Origin of the sequence: Hydrogenophaga flava NBRC 102514 (assembly GCF_001571145.1) — a bacterium.
In the GTDB taxonomy this organism is placed as follows: Bacteria; Pseudomonadota; Gammaproteobacteria; order Burkholderiales; family Burkholderiaceae_C; genus Hydrogenophaga; species Hydrogenophaga flava.
In genome coordinates this window covers 130,567-154,501 of record NZ_BCTF01000012.1, presented here as the reverse complement: position 1 = coordinate 154,501, position 23,935 = coordinate 130,567, and the positions used below count along the sequence as shown (strand labels likewise).

The 23,935-nt window shown below is 68.8% G+C and carries 22 protein-coding genes and 1 pseudogene; 14 read left to right on the top strand and 9 right to left on the bottom strand.

Going from position 1 to position 23,935, the window contains the following annotated elements; genetic code table 11:
• The 3 genes from HFL01S_RS12405 to HFL01S_RS12395 all read left to right on the top strand — a co-directional run.
• On the top strand, positions 1–348 hold a 348-nt coding region (locus tag HFL01S_RS12405; protein ID WP_245644799.1), incomplete at its 5' end, for a methyl-accepting chemotaxis protein.
• A 91-nt stretch (positions 349–439) separates the two neighbouring features.
• Positions 440–1,942, top strand: a complete 1,503-nt coding sequence (locus tag HFL01S_RS12400; RefSeq protein ID WP_066258824.1) for a M20/M25/M40 family metallo-hydrolase — start codon at positions 440–442, stop codon at positions 1,940–1,942.
• Between the two features lie 13 nt (positions 1,943–1,955).
• Entirely contained in the window at positions 1,956–2,807 is an 852-nt protein-coding gene (locus tag HFL01S_RS12395) for an alpha/beta hydrolase (RefSeq protein ID WP_066258822.1), read from the top strand.
• A gap of 3 nt (positions 2,808–2,810) precedes the next feature.
• On the opposite strand, the gene HFL01S_RS12390 is transcribed toward HFL01S_RS12395, so the two are convergent.
• Both HFL01S_RS12390 and HFL01S_RS12385 read right to left on the bottom strand, forming a co-directional pair.
• Positions 2,811–3,317 (bottom strand): YidB family protein, encoded by a 507-nt coding sequence (locus HFL01S_RS12390; RefSeq protein WP_084383257.1) that lies wholly within the window; start codon positions 3,315–3,317, stop codon positions 2,811–2,813.
• 49 nt (positions 3,318–3,366) lie between these two features.
• Positions 3,367–4,542 carry an MFS transporter gene (locus HFL01S_RS12385; protein WP_066258821.1) on the bottom strand — a complete coding sequence of 392 codons (1,176 nt, stop codon included), beginning with the start codon at positions 4,540–4,542 and terminating at the stop codon, positions 3,367–3,369.
• Positions 4,543–4,635: 93 nt separating this feature from the next.
• On the opposite strand from HFL01S_RS12385, the gene HFL01S_RS12380 reads away from it, so the two are divergent.
• Entirely contained in the window at positions 4,636–5,202 is a 567-nt protein-coding gene (locus HFL01S_RS12380; protein ID WP_066258819.1) for a DUF4410 domain-containing protein, read from the top strand.
• Between the two features lie 16 nt (positions 5,203–5,218).
• Positions 5,219–6,121, top strand: a complete 903-nt coding sequence (locus HFL01S_RS12375; protein WP_157538856.1) for a CE1 family esterase — start codon at positions 5,219–5,221, stop codon at positions 6,119–6,121.
• A gap of 5 nt (positions 6,122–6,126) precedes the next feature.
• On the opposite strand, the gene HFL01S_RS12370 is transcribed toward HFL01S_RS12375, so the two are convergent.
• Together HFL01S_RS12370 and HFL01S_RS12365 are read right to left on the bottom strand one after the other, a co-directional pair.
• Positions 6,127–6,849: a 16S rRNA (uracil(1498)-N(3))-methyltransferase gene (locus HFL01S_RS12370; protein ID WP_066258817.1), complete on the bottom strand. Its 723-nt coding sequence runs from the start codon at positions 6,847–6,849 to the stop codon at positions 6,127–6,129.
• Positions 6,850–6,860: 11 nt separating this feature from the next.
• Positions 6,861–7,952 carry an aminoglycoside phosphotransferase family protein gene (locus HFL01S_RS12365; RefSeq protein WP_084383256.1) on the bottom strand — a complete coding sequence of 364 codons (1,092 nt, stop codon included), beginning with the start codon at positions 7,950–7,952 and terminating at the stop codon, positions 6,861–6,863.
• A 236-nt stretch (positions 7,953–8,188) separates the two neighbouring features.
• Between HFL01S_RS12365 and HFL01S_RS12360 the strand changes: the two genes are divergently transcribed.
• From HFL01S_RS12360 to rsmA, 3 genes are read left to right on the top strand one after another with little or no spacing between them, the layout of a single operon-like run.
• Positions 8,189–10,591: an LPS-assembly protein LptD gene (locus HFL01S_RS12360; RefSeq protein ID WP_066258814.1), complete on the top strand. Its 2,403-nt coding sequence runs from the start codon at positions 8,189–8,191 to the stop codon at positions 10,589–10,591.
• Positions 10,584–11,954 (top strand): peptidylprolyl isomerase, encoded by a 1,371-nt coding sequence (locus tag HFL01S_RS12355; RefSeq protein ID WP_066258812.1) that lies wholly within the window; start codon positions 10,584–10,586, stop codon positions 11,952–11,954. The genes HFL01S_RS12360 and HFL01S_RS12355 overlap by 8 nt, the downstream gene beginning before the upstream one ends.
• A 22-nt stretch (positions 11,955–11,976) precedes the next feature.
• Positions 11,977–12,741 carry a 16S rRNA (adenine(1518)-N(6)/adenine(1519)-N(6))-dimethyltransferase RsmA gene (gene rsmA / locus HFL01S_RS12350; RefSeq protein WP_066258806.1) on the top strand — a complete coding sequence of 255 codons (765 nt, stop codon included), beginning with the start codon at positions 11,977–11,979 and terminating at the stop codon, positions 12,739–12,741.
• Between the two features lie 193 nt (positions 12,742–12,934).
• On the opposite strand, the pseudogene HFL01S_RS12345 reads toward rsmA, so the two are convergent.
• From HFL01S_RS12345 to bfr, 5 genes and pseudogenes are all read right to left on the bottom strand, one after another.
• Positions 12,935–13,330 (bottom strand): annotated as a pseudogene (locus HFL01S_RS12345) (barstar family protein); the annotation flags it as partial.
• Between the two features lie 58 nt (positions 13,331–13,388).
• Positions 13,389–13,727 carry a guanyl-specific ribonuclease gene (locus HFL01S_RS12340; protein ID WP_066258853.1) on the bottom strand — a complete coding sequence of 113 codons (339 nt, stop codon included), beginning with the start codon at positions 13,725–13,727 and terminating at the stop codon, positions 13,389–13,391.
• A 296-nt stretch (positions 13,728–14,023) separates the two neighbouring features.
• Positions 14,024–16,330: an NADP-dependent malic enzyme gene (locus HFL01S_RS12335; RefSeq protein WP_066258804.1), complete on the bottom strand. Its 2,307-nt coding sequence runs from the start codon at positions 16,328–16,330 to the stop codon at positions 14,024–14,026.
• 204 nt (positions 16,331–16,534) lie between these two features.
• A complete protein-coding gene (locus tag HFL01S_RS12330; RefSeq protein ID WP_066258802.1) occupies positions 16,535–16,747 on the bottom strand; it encodes a (2Fe-2S)-binding protein in 213 nt (70 codons plus the stop codon).
• Positions 16,748–16,857: 110 nt separating this feature from the next.
• Positions 16,858–17,334, bottom strand: coding sequence for a bacterioferritin (gene bfr / locus HFL01S_RS12325; protein WP_066258801.1), 477 nt, complete (start codon positions 17,332–17,334; stop codon positions 16,858–16,860).
• 206 nt (positions 17,335–17,540) lie between these two features.
• Here bfr and HFL01S_RS12320 point away from each other — a divergent pair, with 206 nt between their 5' ends.
• From HFL01S_RS12320 to HFL01S_RS24695, 6 genes are read left to right on the top strand one after another with little or no spacing between them, the layout of a single operon-like run.
• The gene (locus HFL01S_RS12320; protein WP_169802333.1) at positions 17,541–19,796 is read left to right on the top strand and encodes a TonB-dependent hemoglobin/transferrin/lactoferrin family receptor; all 2,256 of its coding nucleotides are present in this window, start codon (positions 17,541–17,543) and stop codon (positions 19,794–19,796) included.
• A gap of 20 nt (positions 19,797–19,816) precedes the next feature.
• The gene (locus tag HFL01S_RS12315; RefSeq protein ID WP_066258796.1) at positions 19,817–20,155 is read left to right on the top strand and encodes a hypothetical protein; all 339 of its coding nucleotides are present in this window, start codon (positions 19,817–19,819) and stop codon (positions 20,153–20,155) included.
• A complete protein-coding gene (locus HFL01S_RS12310) occupies positions 20,152–21,276 on the top strand; it encodes a hemin-degrading factor (protein WP_066258795.1) in 1,125 nt (374 codons plus the stop codon). The genes HFL01S_RS12315 and HFL01S_RS12310 overlap by 4 nt, the downstream gene beginning before the upstream one ends.
• 29 nt (positions 21,277–21,305) lie before the next feature.
• A complete protein-coding gene (locus tag HFL01S_RS12305; RefSeq protein WP_084383253.1) occupies positions 21,306–22,277 on the top strand; it encodes a heme/hemin ABC transporter substrate-binding protein in 972 nt (323 codons plus the stop codon).
• The gene (locus tag HFL01S_RS25690; RefSeq protein ID WP_066258790.1) at positions 22,274–22,747 is read left to right on the top strand and encodes a VOC family protein; all 474 of its coding nucleotides are present in this window, start codon (positions 22,274–22,276) and stop codon (positions 22,745–22,747) included. The genes HFL01S_RS12305 and HFL01S_RS25690 overlap by 4 nt, the downstream gene beginning before the upstream one ends.
• Positions 22,666–23,835 carry a FecCD family ABC transporter permease gene (locus tag HFL01S_RS24695; protein WP_439648602.1) on the top strand — a complete coding sequence of 390 codons (1,170 nt, stop codon included), beginning with the start codon at positions 22,666–22,668 and terminating at the stop codon, positions 23,833–23,835. Before HFL01S_RS25690 ends, HFL01S_RS24695 begins: the two co-directional genes overlap by 82 nt.
• Positions 23,836–23,935: the final 100 nt, after the last annotated feature.

Genomic DNA, 23,935 nt, shown 5'->3' with positions numbered 1-23,935 from the left:
AGCCTGGCGCAGCGCAGCGCCGAGGCCGCCAAGGAGATCAAGGGCCTGATCGGCACCAGCGTGGACCGCGTGGAAGCGGGCACGCGCCTGGTCAGCGAGGCGGGCCAGACCATGGACGAGATCGTGGCCAGCGTGCAGCGCGTGACCGACGTCATCAGCGAAATCGGTGCCGCCACGGGCGAGCAGAGCCAGGGCATTGCCCAGGTCGGCTCGGCGGTGGCCCAGCTGGACCAGATGACGCAGCAGAACGCGGCGCTGGTGGAAGAGAGCGCCGCCGCGGCCCAGAGCCTGCGGGACCAGGCGCAGCGGCTGGCTGGCGTGGTCGCCACCTTCCGCCTGTCGGCCTGAGCGCGGTTTTCGGAAGTCCCCGGCGTCCTGCCGGGGCGGTGGTCTGCCTATACTGGTCCTCTGTCGCACAGCCCGCGCCAAGAGGATCGCCATGAACGCCCGCCTGCCTGCTTCGGCACTGCCGCTGGAGCCCCTCGCCCTTCAATCCCACGTCGACGCCGCCTGGCGCGAGTCCATCGTGCCCGAGCTGCAGCGCTACATCGCGGTGCCGGCCAAGTCGCCCATGTTCGACCCCGACTGGGCCGCGCATGGCCTGCTCGAACGGGTGCTGCAATCCGCCGCCGACTGGGTGCGGGCGCAGCAGGTGCCCGGCCTGCAGCTGGAGATCGTGCGCCTGAACGACGCGCACGGAAAGCCGCGCACGCCGGTGCTGTTCTTTGAACTGCCGGCCAGCGCTGGCCAGGACGGCACGCCCGCCCCGGCCAGCGGCCAGACCGTGCTGATGTACGGCCACCTGGACAAGCAGCCTGAATTCAACGGCTGGCGCAGCGACCTCGGTCCCTGGACCCCGGTGATCGACGACGGCAAGCTCTACGGGCGCGGCGGTGCCGACGACGGCTACGCCATCTACGCCGCCATCACCGCCATCCAGGCGCTCAAGGCCCAGGGCGTGGCGCGCCCGCGCATCGTCGGCCTGATCGAGACCTGCGAAGAAAGCGGCTCGGCCGACCTGCTGCCCTATGTGGACGCGCTGAAGTCGCGGCTGGGCGATGTGGGCCTGGTGGTCTGCCTGGACAGCGGCGCCGGCAACTACGACCAGCTGTGGCTGACCACCAGCCTGCGCGGCATGGCCAGCGGCGTGCTCAAGGTCGAGATCCTCACCGAAGGCATCCACTCGGGCGACGCCTCGGGACTGGTGCCGTCGAGCTTCCGCATCATGCGCCAGGTGCTGGACCGGCTGGAAGACAGCGGCACCGGCCGCCTGCTGCCGGCCAGCTTCCACTGCGAGGTGCCCCCCGAGCGGCTGGCGCAGGCGCAGGCCACGGCCGCCATCCTGGGCGACGAGCTGTTCAAGCGCTTTCCCTGGGCGCACCACGACTGCGGCGGCGCCACGGTGTCTGCCCTGCCCACCACCACCGACCCGCTGGAGGCCCTCCTGGCGCGCACCTGGCGGCCCACGCTGTCGGTCACCGGCGCCGATGGCTTCCCCGACATCGCCAACGCCGGCAATGTGCTGCGCCCGTACACCGCGTTCAAGCTCAGCCTGCGTCTGCCGCCGCTGGTCGAGGCCGCACCGGCCGTGCAGCAGCTCAAGGCCCTGCTGGAAGACAGCGCGCCCTACCAGGCCAAGGTCACGTTCGAGGGCCTGAGCTCGGCCACCGGCTGGAACGCACCGGCCACCACGCCCTGGTTCGAACGGGCGCTGCAGGACGCCTCGCAGGCGCACTACGGAGCCGCCTGCGCCACCATCGGCCAGGGCGGCACCATCCCGCTGATGAACATGCTCAGCCAGGGCTTTCCCACGGCGCAGATGATGGTCTGCGGCGTGCTCGGCCCGCGCAGCAACGCACACGGCCCCAACGAATTCCTGCACCTGGACTACGCGCGGCGCCTGACGGCGTCGGTGGCGCAGGTCATCGCCCGCATGCCCTGAGGCCGCGCCGCCCATGTCCGACACCACCCAGGCGCCCTTCACCCTGCGCGACGGCCTGAACATCGCGCTCTACGACTGGCCCCTGCCGTCGCGGCAGCGGCCGCGGGCCGTGGTGCTCATCGTGCACGGGCTGGGCGAACACGCCTGGCGCTACGACGCGGTGGCGGAGCGTCTGAACGAATGGGGCTTCAGCGTGCGCGCGTACGACCAGCGCGGCCACGGCGACTCGGGCGGTGACCGCGGGGTGCTGTCGGACGACGACGACCTGCTGGCCGATCTGCAGGAACTGGTGGACGACACACGCCGGCACATCGCCGAGCCATGGGCCTGCCCCCTGGTGCTGCTGGGCCACAGCATGGGCGGCCTGGTGGCCTCCACCTTCGTGCAGCGCGGCATCGAGCCGGTGGATGCCCTGGTGCTCTCGTCGCCCGCGCTGGACACCGGCATGAGCGCATTCCAGCGCCTGCTGACCCGGCTGCTCTACCGCTGGGCGCCCGACCTCGCCGTGCCCAACGGGCTGGACCCGCGCGGCATCTCCCACGATCCGGCGCAGGTGGCGGCCTACCAGCGCGACCGGCTGGTGCACAACCGCATTTCGGCGCGGCTGGCCCGCTTCATCGACAGCAACGGCCCGCGTGTGGTGGCGGCCGCGCCGACCTGGACCGTGCCCACGCTGCTGATGTACGCCGGCTCAGACCGGCTGGTGCGGCCCGAAGGCAGCCGCGCCTTTGCGGCGGTCGCCCCGAAGGGGCTGGTGCACAGCCGCCGCTTCGACGGGCTGTTCCACGAAATCTTCAACGAGTCCGACCCGTCGGCGGTGTACGCCGAACTGCGCGCCTGGCTCGACGCGCACATTCCGGCCTGAGGCTCAGCGCCGGCCCATCAGGCCGCCGAGCATGCCCATGAGGTCGCCTGCATCCAGCCCACCAGCGCCACCGCGCTGACCGCCGCCGAGCAGCGCACCGAGGGCGTCCAGGCCGTTGTCCGACGGCACCTGCCCCTGGGGGGTGAGCTGGTCGATCAGGCCGGGCAGCAGGTCGGCCATGGTGCCGGCGGCCTGCTGCTGGTTGCCCCCGAGCTGGCGGGCGATCATGTCCATCAGGTCCGGGCCCAGGGCGCTGCCCAGCGCGTCGGGCGAGACCGGCTGGTTGGCCCCCGTGCCGACCCAGGAAGAGGCGGCATCTCCCAGGCCCGCCTGCTGCAGCTTGGCCAGGATGCCCGAGAGCCCTCCGGCGTTGTTCATCAGCACGCCGATCAGTCCGATCAGCAGCTGCGGGTCCAGACCACCAGGGCCGCCCTGTGCCGGCTGGCTGTTCTGCTGTCCCCCGAAGGCGGCGTTCGTGGCCGCGCCCACCAGTGAATCCAACAGTCCCATGCGAGCTCTCCTTGCGAATGCGTGGCGTCCGGCGCCGACCGGGGCCGGTTCAGGCCGGATTGTGTGCCGCGCGACGGAGCCAGGCAAGCCAGCCCAGCGCCACCCCGGTGAGGGCCACGGGCGCCAGCGAACCCAGGTTCAGCAGGGCCCAGCCCTGGGTGGTGACGAGGGCGCCGGAGGCGAACGAGGTGACCGCCATGGTGGCAAAAACGAAGAAGTTGATGGCGGCCTGTGCGCGGTCTTTTTCCTCAGGTCTGTAGGCCTGCAGCGACAGCGTGGTGCTGCCGGTGAACAGGAAGTTCCAGCCCACGCCCAGCAGGAACAGCGCAATCAGGAACTGGTGCAGGTCCACACCGGTGAGCGCGATGGCGATGCAGGCCGCGTTCAGCAGCACCCCCACGCCCATGATGGTCAGCACGCCGAAGCGCTTGATCAGGTGGCCGGTGAAGAAGCCGGGCGCGAACATGCCGATCACGTGCCACTCCAGCACCAGCGCGGCGTCGTCGAACTCGAAGCCGCAGACCTGCATTGCCAGCGGCGTGGCGGCCATCAGCAGGTTCATCACGCCGTAGCCCAGCGCTGCGCCTGCCGCGGCCACGATGAAGACGGGCTGCTTCATGATCTCCGACAGCGGCCGGCCGGTGTCGGCGTTGGCCTTCTTCGGCGGCAGCGGCGGGAACTTCATGAAGGCCATCACCGCCATCGAGACCAGCGCCACCACCGCCAGCGCGAGGTAGGCGCCCGCGAACGGCACCTCCAGCAGGTTGCGCGTGCGGCTGGCCAGGTTGGGACCGAGCACCGCACCCACCAGGCCGCCGGCCAGCACCAGCGACACTGCCTTCTCGCGGTAGTCGGGCGCCGCCAGTTCGGCCGCGGCGAAGCGGTAGAGCTGGCCGTTGGCGCTGTAGTAGCCGGCAATCACCGTGGCCGCCACCAGTATCCAGAAGTTGCGGTCCATCGCGGCCCACCAGCACAGCAGGGCAGAACCCAGGGCGACCAGCAGGCCGATCTGGAACGAGCCCTGGCGGCCGAAGGTGCTCTGGGTGCGCGCCACCAGGGGCGTGGACAGCGCGCCACCGACCACATAGCCCATCACCGGCAGCGTGGCCATCCAGCCCAGCGGGGCCAGCGAGAGCCCTACCAGCCCGTTGATGGCGATGAAGACCACGTTGTTGGTCAGGAACAGGCCTTGCGCGGCGGCCAGCAGCCAGAGGTTTTTGTTCATAAGTCGGCGTTTATACAAGGGCTTGTGTGTCAACAGAGGCCTGTACGATGTCGCCGCCCCGACCGGAGGGCTTCGCAACAACCAGGAGGACATGTGATTTCAGCCTGCACGCGCCGCACCGGTGCACTGATTCTGTTGGCGTTCATGACGGCGGGCCCGTCGTTTTCTGCGATGGCGGCCGACGCCAAACCGGAAGAAACGCCCCGCAAATACACCCAGGCGTTCGTGACCGAGATCGTGGTCAAGCTGCTTGACAGCGAACCCGACGAGAAGCGGCTCGAAGACAAGAAAACCCTGGAGATGAAGCTGCCGCAGACCACCCGCAAGAAGCTGCAGGACGAGGGCCTGACCGTGGCCGATGCCGATCCCGGCCCGCTGGCTGGCGCTGTGCGGCTGAAGATCGCCATGGACTATGACCCCGGCAACCGGGCCCTGCGCTGGGTCGGCGGTATGTTCGGCGCCGGAAAGGGCACCGTGTCCGTGAAGGTCGAGGCGGTGGACGCCGTCACCGGCGAGGCGGTGGCCACCGAGGACTACAGCGACTCCAAGGGCATGGGCGGTTTTGGCGGCGATTTCTACGGCTTTGCGACCGACGCGGTCGACGAAGCACTGGAGGAGCTGGTCGAGAAACTGGCCGCGATTCCCAAACCGGCCCAGTGACACGATGGAGGCATTGATGCTCCGGCGTTGGTTGACCGTCTGGTGTCTGTTGGGGCTGCTGCTGCCTGCATCGGCGCAGACACTCGCCCCCGGCAGCCACGAGCTTGCGCTGGAGCACGGCGGACGCACGCGTGGCTTCATCGTGCATGTGCCCAGGAACTACCGCGCGGACCGTCCGGTGCCGCTGGTGCTTGCCCTGCACGGCGGCGGTGGCAGCATGGAGGTGATGGCCCGCGACCGGCTCTATGGCCTGGTCGCGCAGTCCGAGGCCAGTGGCTGGATCGTGGTGTTTCCCAACGGCTTCAGCCGCCTGGGCGGCAAGCTGGCCACCTGGAACGCCGGCCTCTGTTGCGGGGCCGCGCGCGACCGGGGCAGCGACGATGTGGGCTTCCTGCGCGCGGTGGTGGTCGAGGTGCAGCGCCGGCTGGCGGTCGACCCGCGGCGCGTCTTTGCCACCGGCATGTCCAACGGCGGGATGATGAGCTACCGCCTGGCCTGCGGAGCGTCCGATGTGTTCCGCGCTGTCGCTGCCGTGGCGGGCACCGACGGCACCACCGACTGTCGGCCAGGCCGGCCGGTGCCGGTGTTTCACATCCACGCCAGGGACGACGACCGCGTGCTGTTCAACGGCGGATCGGGCAGCGCCTCGAATACCCACGCAGACTTCGTCTCCGTGCCGGCCACGGTGGACAAGTGGGCCCGGCTGAACGCCTGCAAGGGACCCACCGAGACCGTGCTCAAGCAAGCCGGTGTGGTGTGCGAGGTGCGCCCTGGTTGTGAGGGCGGTGCCGAAGTCCGGCTCTGTGTCACCGACACCGGCGGGCACTCCTGGCCGGGCGGGCGCAAGGCGCTGGGGGGCAAAGGCTCGTCGGCGCTGGACGCGACGGCCGAGATCTGGGATTTCTTCGCGCGCCAGTGACGGGCTCAGGCCAGCGCCTGCACCAGCGCCGCGAGCGCCGCCGTTTCCGCCCGCAGGATGCGCAGCCCCAGCGTGACGGGCACGAAGCCCGCGGTGCGGGCCAGGGCATCTTCCTGGGCGGACAGCCCGCCTTCCGGGCCGCTGAGAAACAGCACGGGCGTGCCGGCTGGCTGGCCATCCAGCACCTCGGACAGCGGGCGTGAGCCCTCGGCCAGCGAGAGCACGCAGCGCAGCGGGGCCACGCTCTCGCTGCCACGCAACCAGGCGCCCAGGTCGGCGACGGGCGCTACGGTCGGCACCCGGTTGCCGCCGCACTGCTCGCAGGCCGCGACCGCGACCGATTGCCAGTGCCCCTGCTTCTTGGTCGCACGGTCGCCGCTCAAGCGCAGCACGCTGTGCGCGGTGTGCAGGGGCTGCAGGCTGGCCACGCCGAGTTCGGCGGCCTTCTCCACCAGCCAGTCCATGCGCTCGTTGGCCGGCATGCCCATGGCGAGGTGCACGCGCCGCGCCGGCTCGCGCTCGATGTCTTCAAACGCGACGACCTGCACCGCCACGTCGCTGCGGCCCATGCGCAGGATGGTCGCAGACCACTGGCCGCCTTCCCCGTTGAACAGGGTGATCGCATCGCCGGGCTGGTGGCGCAGCACCTGCACGTGGCGCGCCGCGGCGGCCGGCAGTTCGAGTTCGGCGTCGGCGCTCAGCGGGACGGGGCAGTGAAAGCGGGGCACGTTTGAAAGGCTCAGACGCGGCCGAAGGCGAAGCCGCTGGCGGCCTGCAGGCCTTCCACTTCGTCGATCAGTTTCAGCAGCGGGCCGAGTTCCCGGTAGCGGTGTGCGGTGGCGCGGATGTAGGCGATGAAGCGCGGCGCATCGGCCAGGTACTTGGGTTTGCCGTCGCGCAGCGTCAGGCGCGCGAAGATGCCGGCCACCTTCAGATGGCGCTGCAGGCCCATCCACTCGACCGCGCGATAGAAGGCGCCGAAGTCGCTGTGCCAGTCCTCGAAGTCCATCAGCCCGGCCTTGCGGGCCTTTTCCCAGTAGCGCACGGTGATGTCGATGACGAAGTCTTCTTCCCAGGTCAGGAAGGCGTCGCGCATCAGGCTGGCGATGTCGTAGGTGATCGGGCCGTGCACCGCGTCCTGGAAGTCCAGCACGCCCAGCTGCTGTGCAGGTGTGCTGCCGGGCTGGGCCGGGATCATCAGGTTGCGTGGCATGAAGTCGCGGTGCACATGCACCGTGGGTGCGGCCAGGTTGCGCGCCACGATGGTGTCGAAGGCTTTCTGCAGGGTGGTGGCGATGGCGCCTTCCACCTTGACCTGCCGGTGCTGTGCGAGGTACCAGTCGGGGAACAGCTGCAACTCGCGGCGCAGCAGGGCCTCGTCGTAGGGCGGCAGCTCTCCAGGCTTGGAGGCCAGCTGCCAGGCCAGCAGCGTGTCCACCGCCTGCAGGTAGCGCGCATGGTTGGCCTGGGGGTTGTCGGCGTCGATCCGCTCCATCATGGTCTGCGTGCCCAGATCGGGCAGCAGCATGAAGCCCTGGGGTTCGTCCCAGGCCAGGATGTCGGGCACCAGCAGGCCGGCGGCCTTCATCAGGCCCGCCACGCGCACGAAGGGCTGGCAGTTTTCCTTGTCGGGCGGCGCATCCATCACGATGCGGCTGCCGCCGTCCACGGTGTCCACGCGCAGGTAGCGGCGGAAGCTCGCGTCGGCCGAGGCCGGGCGCAGCGTGTCGGGGCGCAGGCCCTGGGCTGTGGCCTGGCCTTGCAGCCAGTGGTCGAAGGCGGCGTGGCGGGCCGGATCGGCCCAGGTGACTGCGGGGGTGTTCGGCGTCATGGAAGCGGGGGGAGACGGAGGCGCCGGCACGCTGGCGGGCCGGGCGGGAGGCATAGGATAATGGCCGGAGATTCTACAAATCCCCCTTGCCGGTGGTCACCTCCGCCGGCAGTCCGAGGCCCGGTCGACCGATAGCGACAGGGCATGTGCCACCGAAATCAGAGACGGCCGTTTCGCCACACACCGCCTTGAAACCTGATTCCTCCTCCCTGAACAGCCCCGCCCGTCTGCCGCGCATGGCGCGACTTCCGGAACCCACCACCCTGGCGCGCGCTGTGCAGGGGGCGTTGGCCGTGCTCGCACTGGGCGGCGCCTGCGCTCCGTCCTGGGCCCAGAACACCGGTGCCGGGCCCGACGCCGCCGCCATCCGGCTCAAGCCCGGCGAGTCGCTGATCCAGCAAGTGCCCACGGAGGTTCGCAAGCAACTGCCCGTCTTCATCTGGGGCGAGAGCCTGGAAGGCGAGATGGACGGCGTGACGGTCATGCAGGGCGGCGCCGAACTGCGCCGGCACGACACCGTGATCCGCGCCGACCGCATCGAACACGACAAGCGCACCGGTGAGACCAAGGCCCAGGGCAATGTGCTCATCAACCGCAACGGTGACCGCTTCACCGGACCCGATGCCGAGGTCAACGTCAACAGCCACTGGGGGCATTTCAACAAGCCCGAGTATTCGCTGCTGAAGAACGAAGGCAAGGGCGATGCGCGGCGTGTCGACTTCATGGGCGATGACCGGACCATGGTGCACGACGGCCGCTATTCGACCTGTCCGCGGCCGCCGGGCTCGACCTGGATGCCCGACTGGATCGTGCGTGCCTCGTCCATCGAGCTGGACCGGGTGGAGGACGTGGGCATTGCCAAATCGGGCGTGATCGAGTTCATGGGTGTGCCCATCCTGGGTGCGCCCATCCTGAGCTTCCCGCTGTCGGATCAGCGCAAGACTGGCGCCCTGCCACCCAGCCTGAGCATCAGCACGCAGAGCGGCGTGGAGCTGTCGACGCCCTATTACTTCAACATCGCTCCCAACTACGACGCCACGGTCACGCCCACGCTGATGACCAAGCGCGGACTGGACCTGTCGGGCGAGTTCCGTTACCTGCAGCCCGGTTACACCGGCAACCTGCGCACGTCCTACATGCCTTCGGACAAGCTGCGCGACGACGACCGCTGGGCGGTGGCGTACCGCCACAACCAACAGCTGACCCGTCCAATCGGTGGCGGCAGCCCGATCGGACTGAGGGTGAACCTCAACAAGGTCAGCGACGACAACTACTGGCGCGACTTCCCGCGCACGATCACCTCGCTGACCTCGCGCCTGCTGTACAACGAGGTCGGGCTGGGCTGGGGCAAGGGCCCCTGGTCGGTCAGCGCCGGCATGTACCGGTACCAGACCCTGCAGGACGTGAACGCGCCGATCACGCCTCCTTTCGACCGGCTGCCGTCCGTGGGCTTCTCCTACGAGCAACCCAACCAGACCCTGTTCGGGACACCTGGCTGGGACCTGTCGCTGAGCACCAACGCGACACGCTTTGAACGTGCGGTGCTGCGTTCAGGGGTGAAAACCGGGCAAGAAATCGGCGGCGACCGTTCGGTGGCGGTGGCCCAGATCGCGCGCCGCTGGCAGGCCCCGGGCTGGTATGTCATGCCCAAGGCGCGCGTGCACATGGCCCGCTACAGCAACGACAACACGACCGGGTCCAACGTATCGGCCACGCGCACCGTGCCGACGATCAGCATCGACAGCGGCCTCGTGTTCGAGCGACCCACCGAGTTCCTCGGCACAAGCTACATCCAGACCCTGGAGCCGCGGGCTTTTGCGACCTGGACACCGTTCCGCGACCAGAGCGATCTGCCGAACTACGACTCTGCGGCGCGCAGTTTCAACTACTCCAGCATGTTTGCCGAACATGCCTTCAGCGGCAACGACCGCATCAGCGACACCCGGGCGGTGACGGTGGGTGTGAGCTCCCGTTTGCTGGACTCGGAGACCGGGGCCGAGGTGGTGCGCCTGGGCGTCGCCCAGCGGGCCCTGCTGGCCGACCAGAACGTGACACTGCCGGGCGGAGCACCGGTCACGGAGCGCCTGAGCGACACCCTTCTGTCGACCCGGGTGCAGTGGGACCCGCTGTGGTCGCTCGATGCCAACGTGCAGTACAACACCAAGACCAGCGAGTCCCGCCGCACCACCATCGGTGGTCGCTACACGCCGGGACCCTACAAGGTGCTCAGCGCGGCTTACCGAATCCAGAAGGGTGTGAGCGAGCAGCTGGATCTGGGATGGCAGTGGCCGCTGTCCGGCATCTGGGGGCGCACCCCCGAGCCGGTGCCGGGACGGGCCCTGGGGCCGGGCCAGTGGTACGGTGTCGGACGCCTGAACTACAGCATGCCGGACCGCAAGCTCATCGACGTGATTGCTGGTTTCGAATACGACGCAGGCTGCTGGCTGGGACGTGTTGTTCTGGAGCGCCTGCAGACCAGTTCGACCACCTCGGACCGCCGCATCCTGTTCCAGCTGGAGTTCAACGGCTTCTCGAAAGTCGGCGGAAGCTCCTTGCAGAGCATCCAGGCCAATGTGCCCAAATACCAGTACCTGCGTGAAGAAGTCGTCCAGCCCAACCGTTTCCAGCAATATGACTGACCATCCAGGCGTTCGCCGCACAGGCCTGCAGATCCTGCTGGCCGGGGGGCTGTTGCTGGGCGCATGGCCGGCGCAAGGCCAGGCCTTGCGCCCGGCCCCGGAACTGCAGCGCCCTGCCAGCGCTCCCTCGACGCGCACCGTGGACTACATCGTCGCGCTGGTCAACTCCGAGCCTGTGACCAACTTCGATGTCCGGCAGCGCATGTTGCGCGTCGAACAGCAGTTCGCGACCCAAGGCAGGGCCCTGCCGCCCCGCAGCGAACTGGTCCAGCAGGTGCTGGAGCAACTCATTGTCGAGAGGGCGCTGCTGCAGCAGGCCACCGAACAGGGTGTTCGGGTGGACGAGGCCACGCTGGCGCAGGCAGAGCAATCGCTGGCGGCGCAGAACCAGCTCAGCGTGGAGGCTTTCCGGCAGCGGCTGGCTGCCGAGGGCATGGACATCAACAAGCTGCGCAACGAACTGCGCAACCAGGTGCTGCTGCAGCGCCTGCGCGACCGGGAGGTGGAAGCGCGCGTGCGCGTCACCGAGGCCGACATCGACCGCTTCATTGCGGAGCGGCAGGCCGCCCGTCCCGAAGGGCTGGAGCTCAACCTGGGACACGTGCTGGTGCAGGTGCCCGAGGGCAGTGGTCCAGACAAGTTGCGTGAGCTGGAGGCCCGGGCCCAGGGTGTGGCCGACCGTCTGCGCAAGGGTGCCGATCTGGCGGTTCAGGCGCGCGAGTACTCAGAAGCACCCGAGGCGTCCAGTGGCGGTCTCCTCGGGTTCAGGCCGCTGTCGCGTCTGCCCGAGCTGTTTGTGCAGGCCACACGCAACCTGCCGGTGGGCGGCGTCGCCGGGCCCTTGCGCAGTGCGGCCGGGCTGCACGTGCTCAAGGTGGTGGACAAGCGCCAGGCACCGTTGCCCGAACTGAGCGTCGTGCAGAGCCGCGCGCGCCACATCCTGCTGCGCCCGGGGGCTCAGCTGAGCCAGGACGATGCCATTGCAAGGCTGAACAGCTATCGCCAGCAGGTCGCTGCGGGGCAGGCCAGCTTTGAAGATCTGGCCCGTCAGCACAGTCAGGATGGCTCTGCCCGCCAGGGCGGAGACCTGGGCTGGGTCGCTCCCGGCCAGTTCGTGCCCGAGTTCGAGCAGGTGATGAATGCGCTGCGCCCTGGCGAGGTGTCGCAACCGGTGGTGTCGCGTTTTGGCGTGCACCTGATCCGCCTGGAGGAACGTCGCCAGGCCGCGCTCAGCGAGCGCGAACAGCGCGACATGGCGCGCGAACTGCTGCGCGAACAGAAGGCCGACGACGCGATCAACGCGTGGACCGAAGAGGTGCGCAGCCGCGCCTTTGTCGAGATGCGCGAAGCGCCGCAGCCTTGAGTCTTCATCGGCACGCCTGCGCATGAAGCATGTCGCGCGAAAGCGCTTCGGTCAGCACTTCCTGAGCGACACCGCCATCATCGATGCGATCGTCGCGGCGATCGCGCCGTCGCCTTCGGACGCCATGGTGGAAATCGGTCCGGGTCTGGCGGCCCTGACCCAGCCGTTGGTCGAGCGCCTGGGGCGCCTGACGGTGATCGAGCTGGACCGGGACCTGGCGGCCCGCCTGCGGGAGCACAGCCTGCTGGATGTGGTCGAGTCCGACGTGCTCCGTGTGGACTTCAGCGCGCTGGCGGCGCGCTGGCAAGGTCGCAAGATCCGGGTGGTGGGCAACCTGCCCTACAACATCTCCAGTCCGATCCTGTTCCACCTGCTCGACCATGTCGCGGTCGTTCAGGATCAGCACTTCATGCTGCAGAAAGAGGTCATCGACCGCATGGTGGCCGCACCGGCCACCGCCGACTACGGTCGCCTCTCGGTGATGCTCCAGTGGCGCTACGCCATGGAGAACGTGCTGTTCGTGCCGCCCGAAAGTTTCGATCCACCGCCGCGGGTCGACAGCGCGGTGGTGCGCATGGTGCCGCTGGCGCAGCCGCCAGCGATGGACTTCAGGACCTATGGTGACCTGGTGCAGACCGCGTTCAGCCAGCGCCGCAAGATCCTGCGCAACACCTTGGGCAGATGGCTGGAAGCACGTGGCTTTTCGGGCGACTTCGACCTGCAGCGCCGGGCGGAAGAGGTGCCGGTGGCAGAGTACGTCGCACTCGCGCAAGCTGTCCAGGCATGAAAAAAGCCGCTGCATGGGCAGCGGCTTCTCAAAGTTCTGCGGTTGATCAGGCTGCGGTCAGCCAGTAACCCGCATTGAACGGGCTGCTCATGCGCAACGCCATCGGGCTCACATCCAGGATCTTGTCCGTGGGCATGGGCTCTTCATTCTCCACCTCGATCGGCTCTTCACCTTTTGGGGCGCGCGCGACCGAGAAGGAATAGAAGCAGCGGAACGGGATCTTGCGATCGCTCCAGTAGTCGGCCGCGTCGCGGAAGATGTCCAGCAGCTGCTCGCGCGCTTCCTTGTCGAACTTGGCATGCGCCGGGATGTGTTCGAGCACGACGATGAAGCCGGTCTGCGGACCTGACTTGTGGACCAGATCGGTCATGCAGTCGTAGAGGGCGTCGAAGTTCTTGCCGAAGTGCGGCGGCAACGTGTACTGCGCTGCGATCAGTTCAAGCACATCCTGCTTGCTCTGGGCCTTGGCCAGGTTGGCATACAGGAAGTGGTGACCCAGCTGCTCGGCGGCGGCCTGCAGGTCCTTCACGCCGAAGGCGCGGATCGACTGAACGATGTTGGTACGAACATTACGAAGTGGCGTGTCCATCTCCGCGTCTCTTTCTACAGTCAAAGTTGAAAACGAAATCCACTCACATCACCGCGGGTCACTGCACGATCAGCCGGAAGCTGCTGTAGTGGTCCTCGGTGTAATAACAGGCATCTGGCGAACGTGGCTGCTGGCCTCCGCACACGATCCGCCGTGCCCCGCGGTGCCTCAACCCCGGCGTGGGCACTGTGTATTCCCGGTAATAACCCCGCTTCTGGCTGGGCAGCAGGCGTTCGCGGTTGCCGAACACGGTGCCGTCCTTCTCATACCGGAACGGCCCTCCCTGGCGGATCTGCTCCATGACTTCCTGTCCCTGTGGCGGCAGGCCGGTGTAGGCCACCGAAGCCACCGCTGAACCGGGAAGTACGGAAGAAGGGGTCCGGGCTTGCACCAGCATGGTGCTCAGCGACGTCGCCAGAACCGCGGAAAGGGCCAGTCCCACGACCAGCCCGACACGGCTCTTTGTTGCCCGGATCGGTTGCAGACCCATCAAAGTCCCTGTGTTCCTCAAGCCATCCACCTGCCCCGGGGCATCCGCTCAGCGCAGATTGAGCCCCTTTTTGGGGTGGGTTAACCCTGAAATACAAGCGCGCAAGTGTGCCTGATGCGCTGCAAAAAAGCAAGTTGTTGCTGCTTAATTAAGCAGGTCTTGCAGGGGCAATTGTGAAAATTAGTTAGTGCTTGCTATATGAATCAGGCTTGACGCTGCGCGTTGGCTTCGGCCACCGTGAGGGCGGTCATGTTGACGATGCGGCGCACGGTGGCGCTGGCGGTGAGAATATGCACAGGTTTTCCCACGCCCAGCAGCATCGGGCCGATGGCGATGTTGCCGCCGGCCGCGGTCTTGAGCAGGTTGTAGGCGATGTTGGCCGCGTCGATGTTGGGGCAGACCAGCAGGTTGGCGTCGCCCTGCAGGGTCGAGCGCGGCATGATCGACGCCCGTGCATCGGCGTCCAGCGCCACGTCGCCGTGCATCTCGCCATCCACCTCCAGCCACGGTGCATTCGATTGCAGAATGGCCAGGGTCTCGCGCATCTTGACCGCGCTGGGCTGGTTGCTGGAGCCGAAGTTGCTGTGCGAGAGCAGCGCCGCCTTGGGCGTGATGCCGAAACGCATCATCTTGCGGGCCGCCATCTGGGTGATCTCGGCCAGCTGCTCGGCCGTGGGGTCGTAGTTGATGTGCGTGTCCACCAGGAACACCTGGCGGCCGGGCAGCATCAGGGCGTTCATGGCGGCGTAGCAGATGGCGCCTTCGCGCTTGCCAATCACCTGGTCGATGTAGTCCAGGTGCAGCTGGGTGTTGCCCCAGGTGCCGCAGATCATGCCGTCCACGTCGCCGCGGCGCAGCAGCATCGAGCTGATCAGTGTCAGGCGCCGGCGCATCTCGATCTTGGCCAGCTGCTCGGTTACACCGCGGCGTTCCATGATCTGGTGGTAGGTGGTCCACAGCTCGCGGTAGCGCGCGTCCTGTTCGACGTTGACCACGTCGTAGTCCAGGCCCTCCTTCAGGCGCAGGCCGAATTTCTCGATGCGCTCGGCAATGATCGCCGGGCGTCCCAGCAGCGTTGGTCGGGCCAGGTTTTCGTCGACCACGATCTGGCAGGCGCGCAGCACTCGCTCTTCTTCACCCTCGGCGTAGGCCACGCGCTTCTTCAGCGCCGTCTTGGCGGCCGCATACAGCGGCTTCATGATGGTGCCGGAGGCGAACACGAAGCTCTGCAGGCGTTGCTTGTAGGCGTCCATGTCCGTAACCGGTCGCAGCGCCACGCCGCTGTCGGCAGCGGCCTGCGCCACGGCCGGCGCGATCTTCATCATCAGGCGCGGGTCGAATGGCTTGGGGATCAGGTACTCAGGACCAAAGGCCAGCTTCTCGCCCGCATACGCGGCGGCCACCACCTCACTCTGCTCAGCCTGGGCCAGCTCGGCGATGGCGTGCACCGCGGCGATCTCCATCTCGTCGGTGATGGTCGACGCGCCCGCGTCCAGCGCGCCGCGGAAGATGTACGGGAAACACAGGACGTTGTTGACCTGGTTCGGGTAGTCGGTGCGGCCGGTGGCCATGATGGCGTCGTCGCGCACCGCCTTCACGTCTTCGGGCGCGATTTCCGGATTCGGGTTGGCCAGCGCGAAGATCAGCGGGCTGGCGGCCATCTTGGCGACCATTTCTTTCTTGAGCACACCACCGGCCGACAGGCCGAGGAACACATCGGCGCCTTCGATCGCCTCGCTGAGCGTGCGCTGTGCGGTCTTCTGCGCGAACACGGCCTTGTCCGGGTCCATGAGTTCGGTGCGGCCTTCATAGACCACACCGGCCAGGTCGGTGACCCAGATGTTTTCGCGCGGCAGGCCCAGCTTGACCAGCAGCTGGATGCAGGCCAGCGCGGCGGCGCCGGCACCCGAGGTCACCAGCTTGACCTTCTTGATGTCCTTGCCCACGACCTTCAGGCCGTTGAGCAGGGCGGCACCGACCACGATGGCGGTGCCGTGCTGGTCGTCGTGGAAGACCGGAATCTTCATGCGCTCGCGCAGCTTGCGCTCGACGTAGAAGCAGTCCGGCGCCTTGATGTCTTCGAGGTTGATGCCACCGAAGGTGGGTTCGAGCGACGCGATGATCTCGACCAGCTTGTCCGGGTCCTTCTCGTTGATCTCGATGTCGAACACGTCGATGCCCGAGAACTTCTTGAACAGCACCCCCTTGCCTTCCATCACCGGCTTGGCCGCCAGGGGGCCGATGTCGCCCAGACCCAGCACGGCGGTGCCGTTGGTGATGACCGCCACCAGGTTGCCGCGGCTGGTGTACTTGAAGGCGTTGTTGGGGTCGGCGACGATTTCTTCGCAGGGAGCGGCCACACCGGGCGAGTAGGCCAGCGCCAGGTCGCGCTGGTTGGTCAGCTGCTTGGTGGCGGCGATCGCCACTTTGCCGGGGGTCGGTTTCTCGTGGTATTCGAGGGCGGCACGGCGCAGTTCGGCGCGCTTGTTCTGGGCTTGTTCGGTGCTCATGGGACTGTCTCCGGCGTGTTAATTCTGCAATGCGAAACGCTGTTGCGCATTCTAAATCTTGGTGTTCGGCATGACCATCGTTTTTTGCGAACGGATGGTTCGGGCGCCTGTGACATTCTGGGCCGGAATCCGGCGCGCGCAAGCTCGGTTTTCCACAGCAAAAAGCCGCCCGGAGGCGGCTTTGCAGCGAAAAGAAGTCTGGAGTCAGGCCGGAACCGGTGCCTCGGTCTGCAGTTGCAGGTGGGCGGTGGGCTGGGAGGGGCGGCACTGCATCCACACGGCGCGGGCACTCGACTCGCACTGCCCGCACTGGGTGGCCACGCCCATGTCGATCTGGATGTCGTCGAAGCTGGCGCCGCAGCGCGCGGCTTGGGCGATGGCTTTGTCGTTCACACGGCGGCAGACACAGACGATCATGGTGGCAAGGGGATCAGAGGAAGAACAAGCAAATGATAATTGCTCGCATTCAAACCTCAAAGTCCCCTGTGCACCCAGGGGTTTGACCCCCCGTGTCCGGGGGGCTCCAGTCAGCTTTCGTCGCCCATCTGGCTTTGCAGATAGTTCTGGATGCCGACCTTGTCGATCAGTTCGAGCTGGGTTTCGAGGAAGTCGATGTGTTCCTCGGTGTCGTCCAGGATCTTCATCAGCAGGTCGCGCGAGACGAAGTCGCGCACCGACTCGCAATAGGCCACGCCGTCCTTGATGGTGGCCTGCGCGCCGCGCTCCAGCGCCAGGTCGCTGCCGAGCATCTCGGGCACGTTTTCGCCGATGTTGAGCTTGCCCAGGTCCTGCAGGTTCGGCAGGCCGTCGAGCATGAAGATGCGGTCCATCAGCCAGTCGGCGTGTTTCATCTCGCCGATCGACTCCGAATATTCCTTCTTGGCCAGCTTGTCCAGGCCCCAGTGCTTGAGCATGCGGTAGTGCAAGAAGTACTGGTTGATGGCGGTAAGTTCGTTCTTGAGCTGGGCCTGCAGATGGGCAATGGCTTGTGGGTCGCCTTTCATGGCTCCGTCCTTTCCTGTTTTGTATGGGACCGCCATTGTGGTCAGTCTGCGCGCCGCTTGCGACCACCTCGCCACAAACACTATACTTAATGCGAATCATTCTCATATAATCGACGCCTAACCGCCCCTGCCAGCCAAGCATGCGCCGCTTTCGCGGCCTGTGTGCAGCCAGCCCGGGAAGACATCTTTCTTCTTCAGGTCTGTCCATGCACCCTCGTTCCGCGTTCCGTTCCGCCGCCCACCGTCCCCCACGCGCTGCCATGGCCCCCGTGGCGCTGGCCGTGCTGGTGATCTCACAGTCCGCCGCCCTGGCCCAGCAGGTGCCCGCCACCGGGCCGGAGGCCGCCAGTCTGCCCACCGTGGTGGTGACCGGATCGCGCAGCGAGCGCGACCCCGCCGAGGTGCCGGCGGTCATCGAAGTGCTGGGCGCCGAGGCGCTGGACCCGGCGGGCGTGCAGGACATCCGGGACCTGGTGCAGACGCTCCCCAATGTGTCGGTGAAGCGCGCGCCCACCCGCTTTGGCGCGGCGGTCGGCTCCACCGGCCGGGACGGCAACGCCGGCTTCAATATCCGCGGGCTGGAGGGCAACCGCGTGCTGCTCACGGTCGACGGCGTGCGGATGCCCAGGGAGCTGACCAGCGGTGTGTTCGGCTCGGCCGCGTTCGGCCGGGACTACTTCGAGCTGGGCCACATCTCGCGCGTGGAAATCCAGCGCGGAGCGGGCTCGGCGCTGTACGGATCGGACGGCCTGGCCGGCCACGTGGCCATGTTCACCGCCGAACCGCGCGATCTGGTGAAGCCAGGGCAGACCACACTGACGCGCCTGAGCCTGCAGGCCGACACCGAGGACGACGATCGCCGCGTGGGCCTGATGGTGGCGGGCTCGCCCAACGAGCGCCACCAGTACCTGGCCAGCCTGCACCACGGCGTGGCCGGCGCGCTGGACAACCAGGGCCGCAACACGTCGGCCAGCAGCGCCCGCACCGCACCCAACCCGCAGGACGACCGCTCGGTGGGCGCGCTGCTCAAGTGGATCGCCACGCCAGGTGGCGGGCAGAAGCACAGCTTCACGGCCGAGCACATCGACAAGCGCAGCGAGGTCGAGGCCTACAGCGGCCGGGGCGTGGCCAACGACTTCCTGACCACCGACCTCGACGGCCTGACCGACATGCGCCGCAGCCGCCTGGGCTGGGACGGCCGCTTCCGCACGGACGCCGCCTGGGTCGACGAGCTGCGCGCCACCGTGGCGCTGCAGGACGCCGAATCGCGGGAGCTGGCCCTGGAGCAGCGCCGCAGCCTGGCCGGTGGCCCGGTGAGCGGCCGCAGCCGCGACGTCACGTATGAGGAGCGCCTGCTGCAGACCACCCTGCAGGCGGAGAAGACCCTGTCCTCGGCCGAGGGCGGCTGGGCGCAGCGCCTGGTCTACGGCGTGGATCTGGTGCGCAGCGAGCTGGACAACCTGGTCACCGGCACCGCGCCACCGGTCTACGAGCGCTACCCGCTCAAGCGCTTCCCCAAGACCACGGAGAACACCGTCGGCGCCTTCGTGCAGAACGAGTTCCAGACCGAGCGCTGGACCGTGGTGCCGGCGCTGCGCTACGACCATGTCGGCCTCGACGCTGAAGCCGATGCCCTGTACCCGAAGCAGCCGGCCGACCTGAGCGCGTCGGCGCTCTCGCCCAAGCTGGGGGTGGTCTACCGTCCGGCGGACCGGTGGTCCCTGTTCGGCAACGTGGCCGCGGGCTTCCGCGCGCCCTCGGCGCTGCAGCTCAACAACTACTTCGACAACCCGCTGGGCTACTACCAGAGCATTCCCAACCCCGACCTCAAGCCGGAGAAGAGCCGTACGTTGGAGCTGGGCGTGCGCGGCCAGGGCGATGGCATTCAGTGGGAGGCCAGCGCCTTCACCGGCCGCTACAAGGACTTCATCGAGGAGCTGGTGCGCGTGAGCGGCGCGGGCGTGCCGGGCGACCCGATCCAGTACCAGGCGGTCAACCGGGGCAAGGTCAGCCTCAGCGGCGTGGAGCTCAAGGGCCGCTGGCAGCTGACGGCGGCCACCGCCCTGCGCCTTGCCCTGGGCCGCACCCAGGGCAAGGACACCAGCACCGGCCGACCGCTGAACTCGGTCAACCCGGCCGAGCTGCACGCGGCGCTGGAGCAGAAGCTCGGCGCCTGGACCGTCGGCCTGGGCCTGACGCACGTGGCCGCCAAGAAAGCCAAGGACGTGGACTTCAGCGCCACCCCAGCGCAGTTCGTGCCCAAGGCCGCCACCACGCTGGACCTCAAGACCAGCTGGCAGCTAAGCCGGGCCACACGCCTGAGCGCCGCGGTGCGCAACCTGACCGACCGGACGTACTGGCAGTGGACCAACGTGCGCGGCGTGGCCGCCACGTCCCCGGTGCTCGACGCCTACACCGCCCCCGGCCGCAGCGTCTCGGTGGCGCTGGTGACCGAGTTCTGACCCATGCCCAAGGAGACGCCATGGACACCCTGCACCCGCAACCCGCACCCGACGACTCTGCCGACGACGAGGAGTACCTGCTGCCCTCCGTCGATGCGCTGATGGCCGGCACCTTCGCCCTGATGACGGGCTACGCCCAGGCCGGCACCGAGTGCCCCAACCGGGGCCTGATCGTCAAGAAGCTGGTGTCCAACCTGTTCTTCCTGGCGAACCACCCGCAGGTGGCGCCGCCCATGCGTTGCATGCTGGGCAACCTGCGCACGCGCTGGCAGATCCTGCTGGAGGACACGGCCGCACATGGCCCGCGCGAGCCGGCGCCCACCGCCTCCTGGCACACCGCCCCGGGGACGCTGCAATGAACGCCGCGCCCACCACCACCGAGGAAACAACCATGAGCCAACACACAACAGCGGAGGCGCTTCGCCAACGATTCGCCGAAGCACGGACGCGGGGGCTGCGCGCCCGTGAAGCCGCCGAGGCCATCGGCCTGAGCGAGGGCGCCGCCGTCGCGGCGCACGTGGGCGGGCACGAGCAGCCGCTGCGCGCCGTGCCCCTGCAGCCGCGCTGGCTGGAGATCCTCCAGTCGCTGCAAGCCTGCGGGCCGCTGATGGCGCTGACCCGCAACGAAAGCACGGTGCACGAGAAGACCGGCGTCTACCAGAACCTCTCGGCCAGCGGCCCGGTGGGCCTGGCGGTGGGCGAGGACATCGACCTGCGGCTGTTCTTCCAGCACTGGCACGCCGGCTTCGTGGTCACCGAGCGGCAGGCCAACGGCAGCGAACAGGCCAGCCTGCAGTTCTTCGACGCCCGCGGCACGGCGGTGCACAAGGTCTACCCGCGGTCGCAGACCGTGCACAGCGCCTGGGAGCAGGTGCAGCAGCGCTGGGCCGATCCGACGCGTGAGCTGGCCTTCCAACCCGGGCGCGCGCCAGCCACCCCGCCCGCCGCGGCCGATGTGGCGGCGCGCTGTGCCGACGACTTCGCACAGGCCTGGGCGGCGATGACGGACACGCACCAGTTCTTCGGCCTGCTGCGCCAGTTCGGGCTGGAGCGCCAGCAGGCCTTCGCCCTGGTCGAGGGGCGCTTCACGCAGCGCGTGGACAGCGGGGCCGTGCGCCAGCTGCTGCTGGCCGCAGCCCTGGACGCCACGCCCATCATGGTCTTCGTCGGTAGCCCGGGCTGCATCCAGATCCACACCGGTCCCGTGCAGCGGGTCGAGCCCATGGAGGTGCACGGCAAGACCTGGCTCAACGTGCTCGACCCCGGCTTCAACCTGCACCTGCGCGAAGACCTGATCGCCAGCGCCTGGATCGTGGAAAAGCCCGGCGACTTCGGCACCGTGACCTCGCTGGAGGTGTTCGACGGTGACGGCGGTCTCATGGCCATGTTCTTCGGCGCCCGCAAACCCGGCCAGGCCGAACGGGCGGGCTGGCGCGCCCTGCTCGCGCCGCTGCGCACAGCAGGTGCGCTGACCGCTTGACTTCCCCATGCCACCCCGACACCACAACCATGGAACTTCCGCTGCCACACCACCCCACCCCCGAGTCACCGCCCGCGAACGACTGGTCCGCCAGCGTGCCCAGGCGGCGGGCGCTCGTGTGCCTGGCTGGCTCGGCGCTGCTCGCCGCTGGCAGGCCTTCGTGGAGCCAGACTGCCCCTGCTGCCAGCCCCCGGACGCCGGGCGCTGAGCGCCGGCCGCGCCTGGTCACGGTCGGTGGCGGCATCACCGAGGTGGTCTATGCGCTGGGCGCGCAGGACCTGCTGGTGGGCACAGACACCACCAGCCTGCACCCCGAGGCCGCGCAGAAGACGCCCAAGGTCGGCTACATGCGCCAGCTCTCGGCCGAAGGCCTGCTGGCCCTGCGGCCCGATGCGCTGGTGGCCGGCACCGACGCCGGCCCGCCGGTGGTGCTGGACCAGATCCGCAGCGCGGGCGTGAAGGTGGAGCTGGTCGAGTCCGACCACCGCTGGGACGAGGTGCGCCGCAAGGTGGCGGCCGTGGGCCGCGCCACCGGGCGCGAGGCCGAGGCGCGCGCCCTGCAGGAGCGGCTGGACGCCCGCTGGGCCGCGGTGCAGGACCGTGTGCGCCGCGGCAGCAAAACCCGCCCGCCCCGGGTGCTGTTCGTGCTCTCGCACACCGGCAGCCCGCTGGTCTCGGGCGAGGCCACGGCGGCCGATGCGGTGATCCGTTTCATGGGCGCGGCCAACGCGCTGGGTGGTTTCAAGGGCTACCGGCCGATGACGGCCGAGGCCATGGCCCTGGCGGCGCCCGACCTCATTCTTATGACCACCCAGGGGCTGGACGCGGTGGGCGGGCCCGACAGGTTCTGGCAGCGGCCCGAACTCGCGCTCACGCCGGCCTGGCGCCAGCGCGAAGGCGGGCGTTCGCTGCTGCACCTCGATGCCCTGGAGCTGCTGGGCTTCGGCCCGCGGCTGCCGGAGGTGGTGGAGAAGTTGCACCAGCAGGTGGTGTTGTCATGAGTGCCGTGCTGCGCACCCCCGACCTGGTCCGCGCCGTGGCCGACTACACCGGCCGTCTGGGTTTCGAGTGCCTGCAGCTCGTGCCGGGCGCGCTCGCCCTGCTGCGCCACGGGCCGCTGCAGCTGCAGCTCTGGGCCTGCGCCGCGCCGCCCGGGCGCTTCGAGCGCCTGGCGCCGTCCGACCTGCCGGCCGCGCGCTTCGTGCCGGCGCAGCAGAGCGTGGTGGTGCACCGCATCGAGGGGTTGTACGCCAGCCTGCGCGGGGCGCTGAAGCTGGCCGGCATGGACCCGCTGGCCCGGCTGTCGGCCGGCGGGCCGATGCTGCGGCCCTGGGGCGCGCGCGAGTTCGAGCTGCGCGACCTGCACGGCAACCGCATCCACTGCGTCGACTGGGGCGTCTGCGCACACGACCCGGCCCAGCTGGCCCGCTTCGAGTTGCTGGACGGCGACCTGCCGGGGGACGCCGGGTGAGCCAGGCCACCACCCTGGGGGCTCCGGTGCGCGCGGGCGGCGGGCCGCGCCGCCTCACCGGCCCGGCGCTGCTGGCCGTGCTGACCGCGCTGCTGCTGGCCACCCTGCTCTGGTCCGCCGGCCGTGGCGCCTACGGTCTGCCGCTGTCCGACTTGCCGGGCGTGATCGCGCGTGCCCTCACCGGTGCCACCGACGCCGCCACCGACGGCGCCGACCTGGTGTTCTTCAACATCCGCCTGCCGCGCCTGCTGCTGGGCCTGTGCGCGGGTGCGGCGCTGGGCATGGCCGGGGCGCTGATGCAGGGCCTGTTCCGCAACCCGCTGGCCGACCCCGGGCTGATCGGCGTCAGCAGCGGTGCCGCGCTGGCCGCGGGCATCACCATCGTGCTGGGCGCCGCCTGGTTCCCCGAGCTGCCGCGCGCCCTGGGCAGCTGGACCCTGGTGCTCATGGCCTTCGGCGGCGGGCTGGGGGTGACGGCGCTGATCTACCTGCTCTCGCGCGGCGAGGGCGGCACGCGCGTGGGGCTGATGCTGCTGGCCGGCATCGCGGTCAATGCGCTGGCCGGTGCCGGCCTGGGGCTGCTGAGCTTCCTGGCCAGCGACGAACAGCTGCGCAGCCTGCAGTTCTGGCTGCTGGGCAGCCTGGGCGGCGCGCGCTGGAGCGCGGTGCAGCTGGTGGCCGCGCTGTCGCTGCTGGCGCTGGCCCTGGGCCTGCCGCTGGCACGCACCCTCAACGCGCTGGCGCTGGGCGAGGCCCAGGCCGTGCTGCTGGGCGTGCCCGTCGAGCGCATCAAACGCCGCGTGATCGTGGTCACCGCGCTGGCGGTGGGTGTGGTCACGGCCACCACCGGCATCATCGGTTTCATCGGCCTGGTGGCCCCGCACATGGTGCGCCTGGCCGCCGGGCCGGACCACCGCTGGGTGCTGCCCGGCTCGGCCCTGCTGGGCGCCAGCCTGGTGCTGGCGGCCGACGCCGTGGCCCGCACCGTGGCCGCGCCGGCCGAACTGCCGCTGGGTGTGCTCACCGCACTGGTGGGCGTGCCCTTCTTCCTGTTGCTGTTGCGCGGTGCGCACGGGAGGCGCCTGTGAACGCCCGGCTGCGCGACCCGGAGTGGCGCGAGGCCTTCGCGCACTCGCACCCCGGCGAATGGCCGCTGTGGCAGGACGCGGTCGCCGAGCCCGCCCTGCG